The sequence below is a fragment of the Streptomyces yerevanensis genome (assembly GCF_000716805.1).
GTDB lineage: Bacteria > Actinomycetota > Actinomycetes > Streptomycetales > Streptomycetaceae > Streptomyces > Streptomyces flaveus.
The window spans coordinates 17145-36965 of record NZ_JNWJ01000046.1 but is presented as its reverse complement, the minus strand read 5'-3'; the positions used below and the strand labels follow the sequence as shown (position 1 = coordinate 36965).

At 70.1% G+C, this 19821-nt stretch carries 19 protein-coding genes; 11 read left to right on the top strand and 8 right to left on the bottom strand.

Annotation, left to right across the window (positions count from 1 at the left end; all coding sequences use genetic code 11):
- Window positions 1-6 precede the first annotated feature (6 nt).
- Both OP79_RS35835 and OP79_RS35830 read right to left on the bottom strand, forming a co-directional pair.
- The gene (locus tag OP79_RS35835) at window positions 7-1455 is read right to left on the bottom strand and encodes a sensor histidine kinase (protein WP_033326241.1); all 1449 of its coding nucleotides are present in this window, start codon (window positions 1453-1455) and stop codon (window positions 7-9) included.
- Window positions 1452-2120, bottom strand: coding sequence for a response regulator transcription factor (locus OP79_RS35830; protein WP_033326239.1), 669 nt, complete (start codon window positions 2118-2120; stop codon window positions 1452-1454). Before OP79_RS35830 ends, OP79_RS35835 begins: the two co-directional genes overlap by 4 nt.
- A 172-nt stretch (window positions 2121-2292) precedes the next feature.
- Between OP79_RS35830 and OP79_RS35825 the strand changes: the two genes are divergently transcribed.
- Window positions 2293-2985: a PepSY domain-containing protein gene (locus tag OP79_RS35825; protein ID WP_033326237.1), complete on the top strand. Its 693-nt coding sequence runs from the start codon at window positions 2293-2295 to the stop codon at window positions 2983-2985.
- Window positions 2986-3209: 224 nt separating this feature from the next.
- On the opposite strand, the gene OP79_RS35820 is transcribed toward OP79_RS35825, so the two are convergent.
- The gene (locus tag OP79_RS35820) at window positions 3210-4694 is read right to left on the bottom strand and encodes an aldehyde dehydrogenase family protein (protein WP_051745168.1); all 1485 of its coding nucleotides are present in this window, start codon (window positions 4692-4694) and stop codon (window positions 3210-3212) included.
- Window positions 4695-5121: 427 nt separating this feature from the next.
- Between OP79_RS35820 and OP79_RS57355 the strand changes: the two genes are divergently transcribed.
- Complete coding sequence (locus OP79_RS57355; protein WP_245685562.1) at window positions 5122-5622, top strand: IclR family transcriptional regulator domain-containing protein; 501 nt, start codon at window positions 5122-5124, stop codon at window positions 5620-5622.
- 251 nt (window positions 5623-5873) lie between these two features.
- Here OP79_RS57355 and OP79_RS35810 read toward each other — a convergent pair whose 3' ends face one another.
- Window positions 5874-8090 carry an alpha-L-fucosidase gene (locus OP79_RS35810; RefSeq protein WP_033326235.1) on the bottom strand — a complete coding sequence of 739 codons (2217 nt, stop codon included), beginning with the start codon at window positions 8088-8090 and terminating at the stop codon, window positions 5874-5876.
- A gap of 127 nt (window positions 8091-8217) precedes the next feature.
- Here OP79_RS35810 and OP79_RS35805 point away from each other — a divergent pair, with 127 nt between their 5' ends.
- Window positions 8218-8928 (top strand): FadR/GntR family transcriptional regulator, encoded by a 711-nt coding sequence (locus OP79_RS35805; protein ID WP_033326233.1) that lies wholly within the window; start codon window positions 8218-8220, stop codon window positions 8926-8928.
- Window positions 8929-8942: 14 nt separating this feature from the next.
- Here OP79_RS35805 and OP79_RS35800 read toward each other — a convergent pair whose 3' ends face one another.
- On the bottom strand, window positions 8943-9590 hold the full coding sequence (locus tag OP79_RS35800) for a response regulator (RefSeq protein WP_033326296.1): 648 nt from the start codon (window positions 9588-9590) through the stop codon (window positions 8943-8945).
- Entirely contained in the window at window positions 9578-11245 is a 1668-nt protein-coding gene (locus OP79_RS35795; RefSeq protein WP_033326232.1) for a sensor histidine kinase, read from the bottom strand. The genes OP79_RS35800 and OP79_RS35795 overlap by 13 nt, the downstream gene beginning before the upstream one ends.
- A 371-nt stretch (window positions 11246-11616) precedes the next feature.
- Between OP79_RS35795 and OP79_RS35790 the strand changes: the two genes are divergently transcribed.
- The 8 genes from OP79_RS35790 to OP79_RS35755 all read left to right on the top strand — a co-directional run bounded on the left by OP79_RS35790 (window position 11617) and on the right by OP79_RS35755 (window position 18328).
- Complete coding sequence (locus OP79_RS35790; RefSeq protein ID WP_033326230.1) at window positions 11617-13257, top strand: AMP-binding protein; 1641 nt, start codon at window positions 11617-11619, stop codon at window positions 13255-13257.
- The gene (locus OP79_RS35785) at window positions 13254-13610 is read left to right on the top strand and encodes a hypothetical protein (protein WP_063742062.1); all 357 of its coding nucleotides are present in this window, start codon (window positions 13254-13256) and stop codon (window positions 13608-13610) included. The genes OP79_RS35790 and OP79_RS35785 overlap by 4 nt, the downstream gene beginning before the upstream one ends.
- Before the next feature lie 142 nt (window positions 13611-13752).
- On the top strand, window positions 13753-14817 hold the full coding sequence (locus OP79_RS35780; protein ID WP_078492212.1) for a PDR/VanB family oxidoreductase: 1065 nt from the start codon (window positions 13753-13755) through the stop codon (window positions 14815-14817).
- A 133-nt stretch (window positions 14818-14950) separates the two neighbouring features.
- On the top strand, window positions 14951-16027 hold the full coding sequence (locus tag OP79_RS35775; protein ID WP_245685561.1) for an aromatic ring-hydroxylating oxygenase subunit alpha: 1077 nt from the start codon (window positions 14951-14953) through the stop codon (window positions 16025-16027).
- A gap of 50 nt (window positions 16028-16077) precedes the next feature.
- Window positions 16078-16785 carry an alpha/beta fold hydrolase gene (locus OP79_RS35770; RefSeq protein WP_033326229.1) on the top strand — a complete coding sequence of 236 codons (708 nt, stop codon included), beginning with the start codon at window positions 16078-16080 and terminating at the stop codon, window positions 16783-16785.
- 35 nt (window positions 16786-16820) lie between these two features.
- Window positions 16821-17102 (top strand): muconolactone Delta-isomerase family protein, encoded by a 282-nt coding sequence (locus OP79_RS35765; RefSeq protein ID WP_033326227.1) that lies wholly within the window; start codon window positions 16821-16823, stop codon window positions 17100-17102.
- Window positions 17103-17130: 28 nt separating this feature from the next.
- Window positions 17131-17487: a protocatechuate 4,5-dioxygenase subunit alpha gene (ligA, locus tag OP79_RS35760; RefSeq protein ID WP_033326225.1), complete on the top strand. Its 357-nt coding sequence runs from the start codon at window positions 17131-17133 to the stop codon at window positions 17485-17487.
- 1 nt (window position 17488) lies between these two features.
- Window positions 17489-18328: a class III extradiol dioxygenase subunit beta gene (locus OP79_RS35755; protein WP_211270928.1), complete on the top strand. Its 840-nt coding sequence runs from the start codon at window positions 17489-17491 to the stop codon at window positions 18326-18328.
- A 7-nt stretch (window positions 18329-18335) separates the two neighbouring features.
- Here the strand turns inward: OP79_RS35755 and OP79_RS35750 are convergent, their stop codons facing one another.
- Window positions 18336-19211: an LLM class F420-dependent oxidoreductase gene (locus OP79_RS35750; RefSeq protein WP_033326222.1), complete on the bottom strand. Its 876-nt coding sequence runs from the start codon at window positions 19209-19211 to the stop codon at window positions 18336-18338.
- Between the two features lie 12 nt (window positions 19212-19223).
- Complete coding sequence (locus OP79_RS35745; RefSeq protein ID WP_425428653.1) at window positions 19224-19796, bottom strand: TetR/AcrR family transcriptional regulator; 573 nt, start codon at window positions 19794-19796, stop codon at window positions 19224-19226.
- Between the last annotated feature and the right edge of the window lie 25 nt (window positions 19797-19821).

Here is a 19821-nt window from a genome sequence, read left to right as displayed (position 1 = left end):
TACGGCTCAGTCGTCCTGCGCGGCCATCCGGCCGGTGAGCGGCAGCCTCAGTTCGAACAAGGCGCCTCCGCCGGGGGCGTCGGTGACTGTCAATGTGCCTCCGTGGCGTACGGCGATGTCCCTGGCGATGGCGAGGCCCAGGCCGGCGCCGCCGTCGTCCCGGGCTCGGGATTCGTCGAGGCGGACGAAGCGTTCGAAGATACGGTCGCGGTCGGCGAGGGGGACGCCCGAGCCGTCGTCGGCGACCTGGAGGACCGTCTGGCCGGCGTCCGTGTGCAGGGTGACGGCGACGCGGTCGCGGGCGTGGCGGCGGGCGTTGTCCAGGAGGTTGCCCAGGACACGGCAGATCTGGTTGCGGGAGCCGCGCACCTCCACGGACCTGACGCTGTCGAGGGTCACTCCGTCCCGGGAGGACACCTCCTCCGCCACGACCTTCGCCAGGTCGAAGCGCGCGTGTGGCGGGGGCCGCTCCCCCGCGTCCAGGCGGGCGAGCAGCAGCAGGTCGGCGGCGAGGCTCTGCAGTCGTACGGTGTCCTCGACGGCCCCGTCCAGGTCCAGCAACTCCGGGTGCGCGGCGCCCACTTCGAGCTGGGTGCGCAGGGACGCGATGGGGCTGCGCAGTTCGTGCGAGGCGTCGGCGACGAAGGCGCGCTGCCGCTCGACCGAGGTCTCCAGGGCGGCGAGGGTCTCGTTCGTCGTGCGGGCCAGGCGGGCGATCTCGTCGTGCGTGTCCGGCTCGGGGACACGGCGGGAGAGGTCCTCGGAGGCGGTGATGGCCGCCATCTCGGCGCGGATGCCCTCGACGGGGCGCAGCGCCCGCCTGGTGACGGCGTACGTCACCCCGCTGACCGTCAACAGCAGCAGGGGCAGCCCGATGAGCATCGTCGTCAACGCGGTGCTGACGGCCTCCTCTTCGGTGGCGAGCGGGGCGCCCGCGTAGACGGTGAGCAGGACATCTCCCGGCGTGATCACGTCGACCGCGGCGAACCGGTACTTCGCCGTCGCCCCTTCGACGGTCGCGGTGCCCTCGCCGTACCAGGTCTCGTCGGCGATCTCCCCGGCGGAGAGGGTGCCCCCGTCCTCCGCCGCGCGATCGCCCTCCGCCTTGTCGTCGGCGTCGTCGTTGGTCTCGGAGTTCAGCCGGTCCGAGGCGACGGCGGTCACGTTCATGGCCTCGACGTCCTCGCCGGCCGCGACGGGCTTCTCGTTCCGGTCCAGGACCTCGACGGGGTTCTCGTCGCCGTCCGGCAGGTTCAGCTCGTCGTACGCGAACCCGTTCGCCAGCGCCGAGGCGGCGTTGCGGGCCACGGCGTCGGCCTCGGCATCCGACTTGTCGGTGAGGGTGAACCGCAGCGAGAGCAGTACGGCGGCGCCCGCGGCGACCACGGCTATGGCGACGACTACGGTCGCGGCGAGGGTGGCGCGGGCCCGGACGGAGCCGAGAAGACGCTTCACGGGCGGGCCTCCAGTCTGTATCCGGCCCCGCGTACGGTCTTGATGAGCGCGGAGCCGACCTTGCGGCGGAGCGTGCTGATGTAGACCTCGACGATGTTCGGGTCGCCGTCGTACGCGAAGTCCCAGGCGTGCTCCAGGATGTCGGACTTCGACACGACCTCACCGGCTCTCATCACGAGCTGTTCGAGGACGGAGAACTCCTTTGCGGTCAGGGTGATCTCGTCCTCCGCGAGGAACACCCGCCGGGCGGCGGTGTCGACCTTCAGGTCGCCGACCGTGTGCACGGGCGAGGCTCCGCCCGCCGGCCCGCGCCGCCGGAGCAGCGCTTTCACGCGGGCCACCAGGACGACGTAGGAGAACGGCTTGGTGAGGTAGTCGTCGGCGCCCGTGTCGAGGCCCTCGGCCTCGTCGTACTCGCCGTCCTTGGCGGTGAGCATCAGGATCGGCACGTCCTGGCCGGCGGCGCGCAGGGCGGCGCACACGCGGTAGCCGTTCATGCCGGGCAGCATGATGTCGAGGATCACCAGGTCGTAGACCCCCTCGCTCGCCCGGTGCAGGCCATCGACTCCGTCGTGGACGACGTCCACGGCGAAGCCCTCGGCCGTCAGTCCCTTGGCAAGCGACAGGGCCAACCGCTTTTCGTCTTCCACGATCAACAGGCGCATGCCTTCAGCTTGGCAAACCGAACCTGAAGCGGTCTTCAGGTGGCTTCAGGTTCGCTTCAGCGTCGATCGGCCAGATTGGTTCCCGTCGAAAGCAGACGAGGCAGACAAGCCAACTGCAACCGTCAACAACATCCGTCACTGGTTGCAACCAGTCGTATTCCGGAGGAATCCCATGCAGCGCAACGTCGTCATCGCCACCATCGCGGCCGCCGCCCTGATCGGCGGCGGCACCGCGACCGCCATCGCGGTCACGGGTGACGACGAGACGGTGGCAAAGAAGACCGTGGCGGTGTCGAACGACGACAACAACCGCGACGGCACCGACAACACCGACGACACGCCCCAGGACAGCGCCGAGGACCAGGCCGCCCGCGACAAGGACGAGGACGCCGAGGACAAGGCCGAGAACGCCGCCGACGCGAAGGCCGGGCAGATCACGGCCGCCGACGTGATCAGGGCGGCACTGCAGCACACGACTGGCACGGCGGTCTCGGCCGACCTGGACGACGAGGGCACGACCCACGTGTGGGAGGTCGACGTGCTGACCAACGGCGGTGCCTGGCACAGCATCCAGATCAACCCGGCCAACGGCAAGGTCCTCGGCTCGCACACCGAGAAGGACAACGACGGTGACGACGCCGCCGAGACCGCGCAGATCCGTGCCGCCCTGAAGGGCAGCTCCGTGACCGCCGCGGAGGCCGCCGAGGCCGCCGCCGCCAAGGGCACGGTGACCTCCGTCGACCTCGACGAGGAGAGCACGGACCAGGCCTGGGAGGTCGACACCACCGCCGCCGACGGCACCGGCAGCGACTGGCGCGTGAACCCCGACTCCGGCAAGGTCACCGCCGACCGCTCGAACGACTGACCAAGGCACACGAACCACCGGGAGGAGTGACCCCGCCGCCCCCGTCGGCCGACGGTCACTCCCCCAGGAGGACCGCGTCTCCCTCCCCCTCACACCGGGAGACCGACTCCTCCTCCCTCCCGGGAAGGCCGAAACCTCCACCCCCCTTGAGGAAGGACGCCTTTCCCACCCCCACAGGTAGGGGCACCCGACACCGGGTGCCCCTACCGCCGCGTACGGGCTTCTCAGCCCTGCGTCGTGATGGTGTGCGGCTCCGTGAACGAGAGCAGGCCGTCCGGGCCCATCTCGCGTCCGATGCCGCTCTGGCGGAAGCCTCCGAAGGGGGCTCGGTCGTCGCATGCGACCGCGTTGGCGTGGTTGATCCAGGTGGTGCCGGTGCGCAGCCGTTCCGCGAGGGCCGCCGCGCGGGCGGGATCGCCGCTCCAGACCGAGGAGCACAGTCCCGACCAGTCGTTGTTGACCTGGTCCAGTACGGAGTCGACGTCGTCGAAGGGCAGGATCGGCAGGGCGGGGCCGAACTGTTCCTCGGTGACGATTCTCAGGCCCGGGTCGGGATCGAGGACGAGGGCGGGGCGCAGGAAGTGTCCTCCTGAGGAGACGGCGTTGGGGGCCAGGGTGCCCAGTTCGCGGATCTCGACTCCGGCGTCGGCCGCCTCGGTCAGCATGGCGGTCACCTTGTCGCGCTGGGCGGCGCTGTTGAGCGGGCCCATGGTCGAGGCGGGGTCGGTTCCCGGGCCCACGCGCTGGGTGTCGAGGGCAGTGGCGAGCGCGTCGACGAGTTCGTCGTAGCGGGAGCGGTGGACGTACAGCCGTTTGACGGCCATGCAGACCTGACCGCTCGTCAGGAACGCGCCCTGGACGAGCCGTCCGATGTGCTCCTGGTCGAGTACGGCGTCGTCGAGGACGATCGCGGGGTCGTTGCCGCCGAGTTCGAGGGTCACCGAGGCGAGGTTCTGCGCGGCGGCGGCCATGATGTTCTTGCCGGCGGCCGTGCTTCCGGTGAACACGATCTTGCGGACGCGGGGATCGGTGAGCAGCGGGGCGACCGCTTCGTTGCTGCCGGTCACGACGTTCAGGACACCGGCGGGGAGTCCCGCGGCGAACAGTTCCAGGGTTCGCACCATGGCCAGCGGCACGGTGGGCGGAGGCTTGACCACGGCCGTGTTCCCGGCCAGCAGCGCGTACGGCAGGCTCGCTCCGAGGATCGCGATCGGCCAGTTGAACGGCACGATGACGGTGACCACACCCATGGGGAGCCGGTGGATGTGCGAGGTCAGCGGCGGGCCGTCGAGGTGCCTTACCTGGTCGAGGGAGTCGACCAGGTCGATGGCCGCCCGGGTGCGGGCGGCGAAGACGCTCATCTCGATCTGGCTCTCGAGGGAGATCTTGCCGTTCTCGCGGGTCATCAGCGCTGCCCGGTCGGCCGCGCTGTCGTCGAGCGGGGTGAGCGCCTCGCCGATGATCTCCGCTCGCCGACGGGCGGGCATCGCGGCCCAGCCGGGGAACGCCGCGTCCGCGGCCGCCACCGCCGCGCGGGACCGGTCGGGCGTCGCCGCGGCGGCATGGCCGACGATCCGGTCGGGGGCGGCGGGGTCGTGGACGGCTGTCCACTCGTCGGTCTCGTAGGTCTTGCCGTCGATGAGCAGTCCGGTGCGGACGGCTTCCGCGACCTCGGTCTCCTCCGACTTTGTTTCGAGCTTCTCGGGCATGCGGCTCTCCAAGGGATCAGGGAAGGGGGATCAAGGGATCGGGTGTGGTGCGCTGCCCACGCAGTGGCCAGCTGTCCGCATCGCGGACGACCGCTGGTCCGAGTGGGAAGCGCAAGCGGATCGCAGCCGAGGAGCCCCGTGCCACGTCAGGGAGCAGGACCGGATTTCATCGAGGCGCCGGCCCGGGGACTGGAGGTCATCGCCGCGTTCCGGCCCGGGCAGCCGGCCATGTCGCTGTCCCAGGTCGTGGGCGCCACCGGACTCGCCAGGCCGACCGCCCGCCGCATCCTCCTGACCCTCGAGGAACTCGGTTACGTGCGCTCGGACGAGGCGGGGTTCGCGCTGACCCCGAGAGTGCTCGAACTCGGGGTCGCGTACGTGCGCTCCATGGGCCTGGGACATCGCGCGGCCCCACATGGAGCGGCTGGTGGAGCGGACCAACGAGTCGTGCTCCGTGGCCCAGCTCGGCGGATCGGACATCGTGTACGTCGCCCGGGTCGCCGTCCCGAAGCTCGTGACCCTGTCGGTGCAGATCGGCACGCGTTTCCCGGCGCTGCCCACCTCCCTGGGCAAAGTGATCCTCTCGTCCTTGCCTGCCGACGAGCTGGAGAAGGTGCTCGCGGAGCCGTCGCGCTCGGGGCTGACGCCGTGCCGACAGCCCGACCCGGAGGAACACGAGGCGGTCCTGCGGGAGGTGCGGGCCCGCAGCTGGGCGCTGACCGGCGAGCAGCCGGCGCCCGGCATCCGCTCGGTCGCGGCCCCGCTGCGGGACGGCTCCGGCCAGGTCATCGCGGCGCTCGACGTCAACGCCCACGCAGCCGAGACGTCGGTCGAGCGGCTCGTCGAGGAGCACATGCCGCTGCTGTTGCAGACCGCCGGAGACATCAGCGCGGATTTCGCCCGCGTAGCCGCGGTACCGCACGTCTGAGAAGCTCACGTCCGGGAAGCTCACGTCTGAGAAGCCGACGCCTGAACGGACACTCGGCCGGTGTGCGTCATGATGACCTCCTGAGCTGGGAGCCGGTACGCCGACTCCCTGAGCGTAGGAACGCTCCCGGGCTCGAAGGATCCTTCCGATGACGGCACCTGGAGGCGACCTTTGTCCCGGTCGGTCCGGGACAAAGGTCGCGGCCGTCAGGGCAGTCGGCGCAGTCAGCCTCGTGAGGACGGGTCCATAGTTCAGATGGCGGTGAACGTCCACAGCAGGTTGGTGCTGGTGCCCCACGTCCACTGCTTGGCGGCGGAGCCGGAGGAGACGTTGCCGCCGCTGTCCAGGACGAGTCCCGTGGTGCGGTTGGCGATGGAGTACCTGCCGTCGCCGCGGTGGGTGAGCAGCCACTGCTGGTCGGTGTGGCCGTTCCAGTCCTGTTGTCTGACGGTGGCGCCGTTGCCGGTGGCACCCCATCCGTCGGCGACCATGCCGTTGGTGCGGTTCTCCAGCTTGCAGTAGCCGTTGCCGAGGTCGACCGCGTGCCACTGCAGGTCGGCCTCACCGTCCCAGGTCCGCTGCTTGAGGTCGGAGCCGCTGGAGACGTCGCCGCCGCTGTCCAGGGCCAGGCCGTTGGTGACGTTGGTGATCCTGAACCAGGCCGACGAGCTGAGGATGACCTTCAGTGAGGTGATCTTCTTCCGGATGTCGGTGCTGTCGGCGGTGAAGGTCCACGACGTACCGGTGAAGTCGTCGCCGGAATACCCGACGATCCGGTACCCCGGAGCCGGCTTGAGTGAGGAGAGGGTGCGCGGCGGCATTCCGGCGAGGGTCAGCTGTTCGGCCGTGTAGCTGCCGAGGGCGAGTACGGCGCTGTCGCCGCGGTAGTGGGCGTCCTTGAAGAGCAGGGCGCCGGTGAGGGGCTGGAGTACGGGGATCCGGCCGGAGAAGCGGAACTTCAGGACGTACGCAGGAGCGTCGAACGGCGCCGTCGACGGCAGCGTCACCTTCAGCCCGGTCGCGTCCTGGACCGGGGTGGCGAGGTCGATGTACTCGCCGACCGTCGAGCCGAGCAGCTTCACCGAGGACAACGCGTCCAGATCGATCCGGTCGGAGCTGAGCGTGGTGACCGTCAGCGAACTCCCGGGCCAGCCCAGGACCGTGGCGTACAGGACGGTGCCCGCCTTGTCGCGGGTGAACCGTATGTCCTGCGGGGTGCCGGCCGTGGGCCTGGTGAAGGAGCCACCGCCCATCTTCGTCGGGCCCTCGCCGTACGCGGTCCAGGCCCGGGTGCTGTAGATGGACTCGCCGAAGCGCTTGAGGTAGTCGCCGATGCCGAGCAGGAGGTCGCGCTGGCCCTGCAGGATGGTGCCGTCGGCCTTCGGCGCGATGTTGAGCAGCATGTTGCCGTTCTTGCTGACCCGGTCGATGAACGAGTGCAGCATCTGCGGGAGCGTGTAGTAGCCGATGCCCTCGGTGTAGCACCAGCTGGAGCTGGAGATGCTGTCGTCGGTCAGCCAGTACGGCGCGGTGAGGTCGGCCGGGCCGCCCCGCTCGTAGTCGAAGACCTGGCCGTGGCTGTTGAAGCCGTCCTTGTAGGTGGCTACGACTTCCTTGCCCCACTTGTCGGCCTGGTTGTAGTAGTACGCCAGGAAGTTCAGCCGCTGCTGCTCGTCGACCTCGGTCAGGTTGAAGTCCTGCCACAGGATGTCCGGCCTGGCCCGGTCGACGACCTCCTTGAGCTTGTCGTACCAGAGCTGGTTCTCCTGCTCCGCACCCAGCTGCCCGTAGAACTTCTTCAGGCTCGGGTCCGACTGGACCGGCGCGTGCTCGAAGAAGCCGGTGAAGTTGTACGCGTGGTGCATCGCCACCAGCAGCTTCAACTTCCTGGCGCGGATGGCGTCGGTGAACAGCTTCAGCAGGTCAAGGCGTGGACCCTTGTCCACGGAGTTCCACTCGTTGACCTGGCTGTCCCACATCGAGTAGCCGTCGTGGTGCTCGGCGACCGGCCCGGCGTACTTCGCGCCGGCGTCGACGAACAGCTGGGCCCACTCATCGGGATCGAAGTCGCCGCCTTCCGACTTGAGTTTGGGCGCGAACTCCTTGTGGTTGCCCGCCAGGTCGTCCGCCCCGTTGACGAAGTTGTGGTACGGCCACGCGGACGGGCTGCCGTACGTGGCGATGTGGTGCTGTTTCGCCTTCTGGCCGCTCTGGTACATGTTGCGCGGGTACCACTCGTTGTCGTACGCGGGCACGCTGAAGACGCCCCAGTGGAAGTAGATGCCGAACTTGGCGTCCCGGAACCACTCGGGGGCAGCGGGGTGTCGGTTCACGGAATCCCAGGTGGGTTTGTAGGCCCTCGGAGCGGCCAGGGCACCCCCGGCTGCTAACACGTCGGTGGCCACTGCGGCCGCCACGACGGCCGTGGTTCCGGACAATAGCCTGCGCCTGCTGATCGATTGCGACATACGCACGAACGTCAGGCATGCCACCCGCTACTGTCAACGGGTATGAAGGGATGAATGCGCCTGCTGGAGCAGGTGAGTTGACCGTTTTGATGCTTAAATTCACTGTTTGCCCAAGGAGAGACATCACATGTCTCTGACAGACAAGGCCATCGATCAGCTCCGTGAGCTGATCCGCTCGGGCGCGCTGCCCCCAGGTTCCAAGCTGCCTCCGGAACCGGACCTGGCCGCCCAGTTGGGGCTGTCCCGCAACCTGGCGCGGGAGGCGGTCAAGGCGCTGGCCGTCGCCCGAGTGCTGGAGATCAGACGGGGCGACGGCACTTACGTGACCAGCCTGCAGCCGAGCCTGCTGCTGGAGGGTCTTGGCGGTGCGGTGGATCTGCTCCAGAGCGACTCGGGCGCCCTGCTGGACCTGATGGAGGTCAGGCGGCTGCTCGAACCCGTCGCCACCGCGCTGGCCGCCACCCGGATCTCCGAGGACGGCCTGGCCGAGGTGAAGCGGCACCTGGACGCCATGCGGGAGGCCCGCGACGACGTCGAGCGGCTCAACGCGCACGACGCGGCGTTCCACCGCGCCGTCGTCGCCGCCACGGGCAACGAACCACTGGTCACCCTCCTGGAGGGCGTCTCGGGCCGTACCCTCCGGGCCCGCATCTGGCGCGGCCTGGTCGACGACCGGGCAGCGGGGCGGACCCTCGCGGAACACGAGGCGATCTTCACGGCCCTGGCCCGTCGCGACGCGCCGCTCAGCCAGGCCGCGGCACTACTGCACGTCAGCAACACCGAGCAGTGGCTACGAGAGCACGTCGACGACCCAGGAGGCGATTCCTCCCGGGCATGAACGTCGTTCGGGGCTCACGCCCGCGGCGGCACCAGCCCCTGCCGTACCGCGAACAGCGCGGCCTGGGTCCGCGAGTTGAACCGGAGTTTGCGCAGTACGTTGCTCACGTGGGTGCGGGCGGTGCGCTCGCTGATGACCAGCTCGTCGGCGATCTGCTGGTTCGAGCGCCCCTCGGCGACCAGGACGAGGACGTCGCGTTCCCGGCTGGTGAGCGCGGCGAGCCCGGTCGGTGGTGAAACGATCTCCTGGGTGAGTCCCCTGGCCACCTCGGGGTCGAGGAAGACCTCGCCCCGGGCGGCGGCGCGGATCGCGGCGACCACCTCACCCGCTTCGGCGTCCTTGAGGAGATAGCCGGCGGCTCCCTGCGCGAGCGCCGCGTGGACGCGTTCCATCTCGCCGAAGCTGGTGAGCACCACGACCCGGAGGCCGGGGTGGCGCTGCTTGATCACTCCGATCGCCGTCGCCCCGTCCATCCTCGGCATGAGCAGGTCGATCAGCACCACGTCCGGCAGTTCCCGGTACGCGGCCATCGAGTCAAGGCGGGTGAGCGCCTCCTGCCCGTCGGCGGCCTCGGCGGCCACCTCCATGTCGTCCAGGACCTCGAGATAGGCGCGGATTCCGCGGCGTACGACGGCGTGGTCGTCGACGATCAGGACCCGGATCGGGCGGGATTCGCCGCCTCTCGGAGCGGGACCGCCCGCGGAGTGCTCCGCGAGCTCTCCGGGTCCGTGGGGGGCGACTCCGGCACCCGTACGGGGAGGGGTATGACGACGCGCACGGTCGTACCGCTCTTCGCGCCGGATCTGATCCTCATGGTGCCGCCCCATCGTTCCGCCCTTTCGCGCATGGTCGTCAGTCCGTAGCCGTGGTAGCGGGTCGTCCCGGCCGTCCGGCCGGCCTTCGCTTCCGGGGCGGCCTCTCGCCCGCCGGATTCCGTGAGTCCGCGCCCGTCGTCGCGGACGCTCGCGGTCAGAGTGTGGTCGTGGACGCCGAGGCGGATGGTGACGGTGGTGGCCTCCGCGTGCTTGACCACGTTGTGGATGGCCTCCGCGACGATCCGGTACACGTCCTCGGCCGGTTCCGGTTCGATCACGTCCAGCTCCTGATCGCACTGGAGCCGGATGCTGAGACCCGTCCGGTTCTCGGTGCTCTTGACGAGCGCGCTCACCGCGTCCTCAAGGCCGAGCCGGGCGGAGGAGGGCGGCCGCAGCTCGTGCACCATCGCCCGCAGGTCGGCGAGTACGGTCCGGGAGAGGGTTCCGACCTCGTCCGCGAACTTCTGGACGACCGGCGCGGGAACCGGCCCGCCGCGGCTGCCCAGCACTCCGGCCGCGTTGGCCTGCATGCCGATGGAGAACACCTGCTGGACGATCGAGTCGTGCAGATCGCGGGCGAGGCGCTGGCGCTCGTTACGGCGGGCCCCTTCGCGTTCGCTCTGCAGCAGCGTGGCGTAGTCGACGGCGAGGGCGGCCTGTTCCGCCATGGCGGCGAGGAACTCCAGCGTGCGGCTGCCGATCTCCTGCCCGGGTGCGAAGTACGCGTTCAGTACGCCCTCGGGACGGCCGCGCGCCATCAGCGGGACGCTGACGAAGGAGTCCCAGTTCAGCTCGCCGAGGTAACTGCGCAGCGGCTCCCAGGCGGGGTCCTCGCGGATCTGGGCCCACCGGTGGGGGACGACGACGGGTTCGCGTTCCTTCAGGGTGTCGAGCATGACCAGCCTGGCGCCGCGGTCGCGGCACTCCAGCAGACGGTCGAGGAACGAGTCCCAGTGCCGTAGCCCCGCGGAGCCCATCAGCCGCAGTTCCCGGCCCGTGTCGTCCAGGGTGAGGATCTGCGCGCCGGCCAGTCCGTCGGCCTGCACGATCTGCTGGGCCACGGCGTCCAGGGTCGAGCCGAGCGAGCCCTCCGAGGCCAGCGCGATCGACGTCCGGGCGATCGCCACGAGCCTGCGCTGCCGGTGCGATTCGTCGGTCACGTCGCGGAACGACACGACGGTGAACTTCGGGTCGGACGCCAGCGTGCGGGCCCGGTAGGCGAACTCGCGCCGGGCTCCGGAGGCGGGCACCCAGTGGGCCACCTGCTCGTCCGACCGTTCGTCCGAGTGCTCGTCCAGCAGCCCCGCCCAGCAGACGCCGGCTTCCTCCCCGAGGGCGAACGGGGCCGGCGCGCCGAGCAGTTCGGCCTCCGTGCCCGCGCCGCACAACGCGACCGCCGCCGGGTTCAGCCGGACGAACCGGCCCACACAGTCCAGTACCGCGAGGCCGTCCGGCGCGACGGCCGCGATGTCGTCCCACCCCACGAGCGGCGTATCTGGCATGACCGGTCTCCTCACCATCGTCATCATCGACGAGCGACGAACCCCGCCCCGAAGGCCACTGCGCCATGTCGACACATCGACGAAGCGGGCGGGCTGGTGAACGGACCGGGGGCGACTCGGGGTCGGTCACAGCATCGTAGCCCGGTGGATTCGGGGCGGGTCTACGTCATTCGACCTGTTCACCGCCCGGTCGAAACGCCGAGCCGGTCGCGTCATTGCTCGCGTTCCCGCGCGGCCGAGACCTGCCTACGTTGAGGAGGGCGCCCCGTGGATCCCCCCGGACCCCCGCGCCGGATCCACGGGGTCGCACACGAGACGTGTCCGGCCGCGCGGTCCGTCCGAGCCACCGAGGACGAGGAGGTCCTGAAGGTATGGACGTGTCCATCGGCACGATCTGGGAGGCGGTCTCCCGTGCGCTTCCCGATGCCGTCGCCATCACCGAGCCCGGTCGTGAGACCACGTACCGGGAGTTCGACGAGCGCGCGTCCCGGCTGGCCGCCGCGCTGGACGTGGCCGGGGTACGGGCGGGCGACACCGTGGCCTGTTACCTGTACAACGGCGCCGCCTACCTGGAGACGGTCTTCGCCGCCTTCAAGCTCGGTGCCGTGCCGGTGAACGCCAACTACCGCTACACCGGCGAGGAACTCTCCGAACTCCTCACCGACGCCGACGCCGCAGCCCTCGTCTTCAGCGGCACCCTGGCCGACCGGGTGACGCACGCCGCCGGACACGTACGCACGCTGAAACTGCTCGTACGGGCGGGCGATCCACCCGCCGACGGCCCGGCCGGTCCCTCCGTGCCCGAACTGGAGGACCTGCTGGCGGCGCACGCACCGCGCGAGCCGCAACCACGCCCCGGATCGGACCGGCTCTTCATGTACACCGGCGGGACCACCGGCAAACCGAAGGGCGTCGTCTGGCGACAGAGCGATCTGCTCCACTCCATGGTGGTCCCGATCTTCCATCCGCTCGGTGTCACCGAACTCCCGGCGACCCTCGACGAAGCCGTGACCATCGCCGTCAAGGCACATCACGGGGGCTGGTCCCCGACCACCATGCCCGTCGTGCCGCTGATGCACGCCACCGGGCTGTTCAACACCATGGGCGCCCTGATGGTGGGCGGCCGGGCGGTCACCGCGCGCCAGGGTGGGCTCGACCCGGAGCACGTCTGGCACACGGTCGCCGAGCAACGGGTCGAGACGGTCATCGTCGCGGGCAACGCCGTGTGCCGGCCGCTCGTCGACGAACTCGTGCACGCGGAGCAGACAGGACCGCCGCATGACCTGCGCTCCGTACGCAGGATCCTCAGCTCCGGCACCGCTCTCAGCGATGTGCTCAAGAGGCAGCTGCACGAGCGTGCCGAGCTCACGGTCATCGACGCCATCGCATCGAGCGAAGGAGGGCCTTTCGCCTTCGCGATCACTTCGTCGGTACGGGACCTGCCCGCCCGCTTCTTCCCCGTGCCCGCGACGAGGGTGATCGGCGCCGGTGACCGGTTCGTCGAACCCGGCAGTGACGAGGTCGGGCGCCTCGCCTACTGCGGGCCCATGCCGCTCGGCTACTACAAGGACGCCGAGAAGAGCGCGACGACGTTCCGCACCATCGACGGGGTCAGGTACGCGATCCCCGGCGACCTCGCCCGCCTCGAGGCCGACGGCGCGATCCGGTTCCTGGGACGCGGCTCGGGCGTGATCAACACGGGCGGGGAGAAGGTGCACCCGCAGGAAGTGGAGAACGTCCTGCTCTCGCATCCCGCGGTGACCGACTGCGTCGTGGTCGGCGTCCCCGACGAGACGTGGGGGGAACGGGTGGCGGCCGTCGTGGCGGTCCCACCGGACACGACCGTCACCGGCGAGGCACTGCGCGACTGGGTACGGCGGAGCCTCGCCGGCTACAAGGTGCCGCGATCCGTCGTCGTGACGGACGCCCTGCCGCGGACCCCGACCGGCAAGCTCGAAGTCGCCTGGGCCAGGAAGACGGCCCAGGACTCCGGCGCGGGCGACGGATCATGACGGCCGAGTGCGAGACGGGTGGCCGTGGGGCCACGCACATCTGGGTTCCCTTCCGGGACACGTCCCTCTACGTGGAGTTCGCGGACGAGACGGACGAGACGGGCGAGACGGCCCGTACGTCCGACCCCCGGAGCCTGCTGGCCCACGCCGTCCCCGAGGACGCGCTCACGCGCGACGACCGCTACGGCGCACCGATGTGGCGCATCGACGTCCAGCGGCTGCATGCCGTCGTGGAAGCCCTCTGGAACGAGGACGACCGCCAGGTGCGGATCCACCTCGACCAGGCTCCGCGGCTCGAGGAGGCTCCACGGATCGACGGGGGCGCCTGGATGCCCGGCCCGCGCGACGGATGACGTAGTCCGGGCCACGACCATACGCCGCCCCGGTCCGGTCATTCGAGCGATGACCTGGGCATTTCCCATGGCTAGCGTCGATCCTGCCGCCACCGAGCGCGGCCGAGGTGAACCTGCCGACCGTACCGAGGAGATGACGAACGTGACGAGCCCTTCAGCCGCCGCCCCGGACACGCGCACCTTCGGTACCACCGAAGCCGCAGCGCCGTCCACGGCGCGACGCGGTGCCGAGTTCGAGGGCACCGTCGCCGTGGTGACCCGGCAGACGGTGGCGGAAGGCGTCGTATCGCTGGAGCTCGCACCGAACTCCGGCGAAGGTGAAGGCGAAGCCGAGCCGCTGCCGCCCTGGCAGCCGGGAGCGCACATCGACGTCGTCCTGCCCACGGGCGTCACCCGTCAGTACTCGCTGTGCGGCCCGGTGGACCGGGCGGGGAACACGGCCCGCTGGCGCATCGCGGTACTCCGGGAGCCCGACGGACGCGGCGGTTCGCAGTGGATCCACGACCACGTCGAGGAGGGCGGTGAACTCCGGGTGCGCGGCCCCCGCAACAACTTCCCGCTGCGGCCCGCCACGAAGTACCTGTTCATCGGCGGCGGCATCGGCATCACCCCGCTGCTCCCGATGATCGCCGAGGCCGAGGCCGCGGGGGCCGACTGGTCCCTGCTCTACGGCGGCCGGACGCACGCGTCGATGGCGTTCCTGCCCGAACTGGAAGGCTACGGCGAGCGCGTGTCCGTACGGCCGCAGGACCAGTACGGACTGCTCGACCTCACCGGCTTCCTCGGCGATGCCGACCCCTCAGCCCTGGTGTACTGCTGCGGCCCCGCGGGGCTCATCGACGCGGTCGAGGCGTACTGCGCCACCTGGCCGGCCGGGTCCCTGAACGTCGAGCGGTTCGCCGCGGCGGCCGGGCAGCAGCCCGTCGGTGGCGAGGCCGAGCAGCCGATCGAGGTGGAGTTGCGTGCGTCCGGGATGACGCTGACCGTGCCGCCCGGCCTGCCGGTCCTCAAGGCCGTGGAGCAGGCGGGCATCCCGGTCCTGTCCTCCTGCGAGGAAGGCATCTGCGGCTCGTGCGAGACCGCCGTCCTGGAGGGCGAGGTCGACCACCGCGACTCGCTGCTCACCGAGGACGAGCGGGCCGCGAACGACACGATGCTGATCTGCGTCTCCCGCGCGCGGGGCGGGCGCCTCGTCCTGGACCTCTGACACACCGTCAATTCGATACGGCCCGTGCCCTGTCTGTCGGTCGCCACCGAACCCGTACATCCTCGGCACTCCCCCACCGACCCCCTGCCTCTGCCTCTGCCCGATCCAGACGTCCGACGACGAAGGACCCGTGATGACACTGACACAGCACGTGCGCAACGGCTGGTACCTGGGAGCCTGGTCCGACGAGATCGGCCGGACGCTCAAACAGCGCTGGATCACGGACATCCCGGTCTGCTTCTACCGGCTGCCCGACCAGAGCGTCACCGCCGTCGAGGACCGCTGCCCCCACCGCAAGTACCCCTTGTCCTTGGGGCACTTGGACGACGAGGGCACGCTCCAGTGCGACTACCACGGCTACCGCTTCGACGGGCAGGGCGTGTGCGTCGGGGTCGCCGAGCAGGCCGACCGGCCCAAGGCGGCGCTGCGCCGGTTCCCCCTGGTCGAGCGGGACGGCGCGATCTGGATCTGGCCCGGTGACCCGAAGCTCGCCGACGAGAGCCTCCTGCCCGACACCTCATGGCTGACCGCCCCGGAGTGGACCCATGTGCACGGCGTCGTCCCGCTGAAGGCCCGGTACATGCTGCTCCTGGAGAACCTGCTCGACCTCACCCACGAGACGTTCCTGCACCCCACGAGCATCGGCAACGCCGCCGTCGCCGCGACCCCGATCGACGTCACCGTGGACGGCGACCGGGTCGCCTTCAGCCGCCGCATGGTCGGCATCGAGGCCCCTCCGTTCTACGAGAAGTCCTGCGGACTGACCTCTCCGGTGGACCGCTGGCAGGACGGCGACTTCTACCCGCCGGGCATCTTCGTCCTCAACATCCGCGTCGCGGCCACCGGCACCGAGGAGCCGGAGGGCTTCCACATGAAGGTGCTGTACGGGATGACGCCGGGACGCGGCAACGAGACGCACGACTTCTACGCGCTGGGCCGCGACTACCTGATCGACGACCAGGAGTTGACGAAGTTCCAGCACGAGCAGCAGCTCGCCGTGATGCAGGAGGACGTCGACGCCCTGGAGGCGCAGGAGGTCATGTACGCCACCGACCCGGGCGGTACCGCCGAGTCCAGCATCAAGTCCGACCTCGCCGCACTCCGCGGACGCCGGACGGTGACGAAGATGCTCGCCCGCGAACAGCAGGCGGACCAGGCAGGACAGGCCGGACGGGTCCCTGCCGCCCGGACCGCCGCACCGGCGAGCTGACCATCCGTCCCGCCCGCTGAGGGCACCATCCTCCACAGAACGGTGTTCCCATGAGCGTCTTCGTCCTGCTCCACGGAGCCTGGCACGGCGGCTGGGTGTGGCAGCGCGTGGCTCCGGCGCTGCGCGCGGCCGGGCACGAGGTGCACACTCCCACGCTGACCGGGGTGAGCGACCGCGCCCATCTGCTCAGCCCGCAGGTCGGGCTGACCACGCACATCGAGGACGTCGTGGCGCTGATCGAGGCCCACGACGCCCAGGACGTCGTACTGGTCGGGCACAGTTACGCCGGCCAGGTCGTCACCGGGGTCGCGGACCGGATCCCGGACCGGCTGGCGCGGCGGGTCCACCTCGACGCCTTCGTCGGCGCCGACGGCGAGGCGGCGATCGATCTGCTGCCCGCCCAGGTCGCCGGGCACTACCGGGAGTCCGTGGCCGGACCGGGCTTCGGCTGGCTCATCCCGGTGCGCTCGCTGAGCGTGCTCGGCGTCGAGGAACAGGCGGACCTCGACTGGCTCGGCCCCCGGCTGACCCCGCACCCATGGCTGACCTACACCGAGCCGCTGCGTCTGACCGGCAAGGCGGACCAGGTCCCCGGCGTCTTCGTCGAATGCACCGACTGGATGCGGGTGTTCACCCCGCACGCCGAGCGGGCCGCCGCCCGCGGCTGGCCGGTCCTCGAGATCGCCACCGGCCACGAGGCCATGGTCACGGCCCCCGGCGAACTGGCCGAACTGCTGCTGGAGATCGCGGCAGCCTGACCCGATCCGTGACCCGATCCAGGAAGGGACGCCCCATGGAATTCCTCGTACGCACCGAGAACACCCTGCCCCCGGACACCCCCGACGACGTACGCGAGGCCCTGCGCAAGGGCGAGCGCGAACGGGCCATGCAGCTCAGGGAGGCCGGCATCCTCAAGCGGCTGTGGCGGGTTCCGGGCCGCAACGCCACGATCGGCCTGTACGAGGCGGCCGACCCGGCTCAGCTGCACGACGCGCTCGCCTCCCTGCCGATGTGGAAGTGGATGGACATCACCGTCGAAGCGCTCGCCACCCATCCGCAGGAGAAGGCGCCTTGACCGGCAACGACACGGGAGAGGAAACGGGATGTCCAGCAGCACACCCCAGGTCCCCGGCACCTACGTCTTCGACGCCGCGGAAAGCCGCCGCGGCCGAGCGCTGAACCGGCTCTGCGGGTCCCTCAAGGAGGCCGAGAACCGAGAGAGGTTCGCAGCCGACGAGGCCGCGTACTGCGAGGCGTACGGGCTCACGGCCGCGCAGCGGGACGCCGTCCTCACGCGGGACTGGAACCGGATGATGGAGCTGGGCGGCTCCATCTTCTACGTCTTCAAGCTCGCCATGGTCGACCAGAAATCCATGCAGTACCTCGGCGGGGTGTTCACCGGCATGACCACCGAGGAGTTCGCGGAGGCGCTGAAAGCGGGAGGGCGGAACTTTGGCTGAGGTGATCTGGGGTCTGGCCACCTCGCACGTGCCGTCGATCGGTGCGGCCATGGACCACGGGAAGACCGAAGACCCGTACTGGAAACCGCTGTTCGACGGGTACGCGCCGGCGCGGGAGTGGATGGCCGAGCACACCCCCGATATCGCGATCGTCATCTACAACGACCATGCCAACGCCCTCGACATGAGTGTCACCCCGACCTTCGCGCTCGGGACGGCGGAGTCGTACCGAGTGGCCGACGAGGGGTGGGGCAGCCGCCCCGTGCCGGCGGTCATCGGCGCGCCCGAGTTCTCCGACCATCTCGTCGAGAGCCTGATCGACAGCTCCTTCGACCTGACCGTCTATCAGGAACTCGATGTCGACCACGGCCTGACCGTTCCGCTGTCGGTGTACTGCCCGGACCCCGGCGAACGCTGGCCATGCGCGGTGGTGCCCCTCCTGGTGAACGTCATCCAGTACCCGCAACCCACCGCCGCGCGCTGCCTGGCCCTCGGTCGCGCGCTCGGCGAGGCGATCCGGTCCTTCCCCGAGGACCTCAAGGTAGCGGTCTTCGGTACCGGCGGCATGTCCCACCAACTCGCGGGCGCCCGCGCGGGGTTGATCAACCAGGACTTCGACCGGATGTACCTCGACGCGATCGAGCACGACCCCGACAAGCTGGCCGCACTGACGCGCGAGGAGTACATCCGCGAGGCCGGCTCCGAGGGCATCGAGCTGATCATGTGGCTGATCATGCGCGGCGCGCTCGGGCCCCGGATCCGACGCGTGCACGAGACGTACCACGTGCCCGCGTCGAACACCGCGGCCGGAATGGTCCTGTTCGAGAACCTGAGCCGGTGACATGCCGTCAGCCCAGCTCGGCCACCGCCCGTGCCGCCGGGGCGGTATGCCGCTCGATCCACTGGGCCGGGGCGTCCTCCGGCGGCGCGACAATGGCCTCGTCGATGCCCAGAGCGGCGTAGTCGGCCATGGCCTCGGGGAAGCCGTCGAGCATGCCGCTGGGGTCGATGTAGAGGACGGTTTTGCGGATGGCCGCGTAGTCACGACCGACGTCCTCGCAGTGATCGCGCAGCACGTTCAGCTTGTGCCCGACCTCCGCCGGGCTGGAGCCGAAGAGGTTGCAGGCGTCCGCGTACTGGGCGACGAGCCGCAGGGTCTTCTTCTCCCCACCGCCGCCGATCATGATCTCCGGGTGCGGGGTGCTCACCGGCGCCGGTACGTTGAGCGTTTCGGCCAGCTGATAGTGCTTGCCCTCGAAGGGGCCGTTGTTCTGCGGGTCCCACATCTGCCGGCAGATGCGCAGGGTCTCCTCCAGCCGCTCGAAGCGCTCGGCGACCGGAGGGAACGGGACGCCCAGGGCCGTGTGTTCGCGCTCGTACCAGGCGGCGCCGGCACCGAGGAAGGCCCGGCCGCCGGAGAGTACGTCGAGAGAGGTGACGATCTTGGCCAGCAGACCGGGGTGACGGTACGTCACTCCCGTGACGAGCAGGCCCAGTTGCGTGGTGGAGGTGTGCGCCGCGAGGTAGCCGAGGGTGGTGTAGCCCTCCAGCATGGGCTCCGTCGCGGTGAGCCCGTACGCCTCCATCTGGAAGTAGTGGTCCATGACGGAGAGCCGGCTGACGCCTGCCGCCTCCGCCGCAGCGCCCACCGCGGCCAGCTCGGGGCCGAGGGCGGCCGGGCCGGCGGGGTGGTTGAAGCGGGTGATGTGTACGCCCAGTCGCATGGGGTCTCCCATTCATCCGGCGCGGTATCGAAGCCCGTCGAGGAGCAGATCGAGCATGCGGCCCGCGCGGTCGCGTTGTCCTTTGTCACTGGTGATCAGGAGGATGCCGCCGAGGGCGAATCCGACGTCCAGAGGATCGACGTCCGAGCGCAGGGCGCCCGCCTTGGCCCCGGCGTCCAGCAGCGTGCTGATGGCCGTGCTGAGCCGGTCGAGACTCTCGGCGAACGGATCGGCGCCGGAGGCGATGACGGCCTTCAACGCCTCCGCCATGCCCTCCTTGGTGGTCAGGTAGTCGATGAACCGGTCCATCCACAGCCGCATCGCCTGGTCGGGCGGGAACTGGTCGAGCAACTCCGTGGCGCTGTCGCAGACCCGGGCGAGCTCGTTGCGGTAGGCGGCCTCCACCAGCGCCTCACGGGTGGGGAAGTGCCGGTAAAGGGTCCCGATACCCACACCGGCGTCCCTGGCGATGGCCTCGAGCGAGGCGTCGAGGCCCCGTTCGGAGAAGGCCCGCACAGCCGCGTCGAGCAGACGCTCCCGGTTGCGCCGCGCGTCGGCACGCATTCCGCGTGTGTTGCCGGTCACAGCAATCCTTCCTCCTGGACAAGCG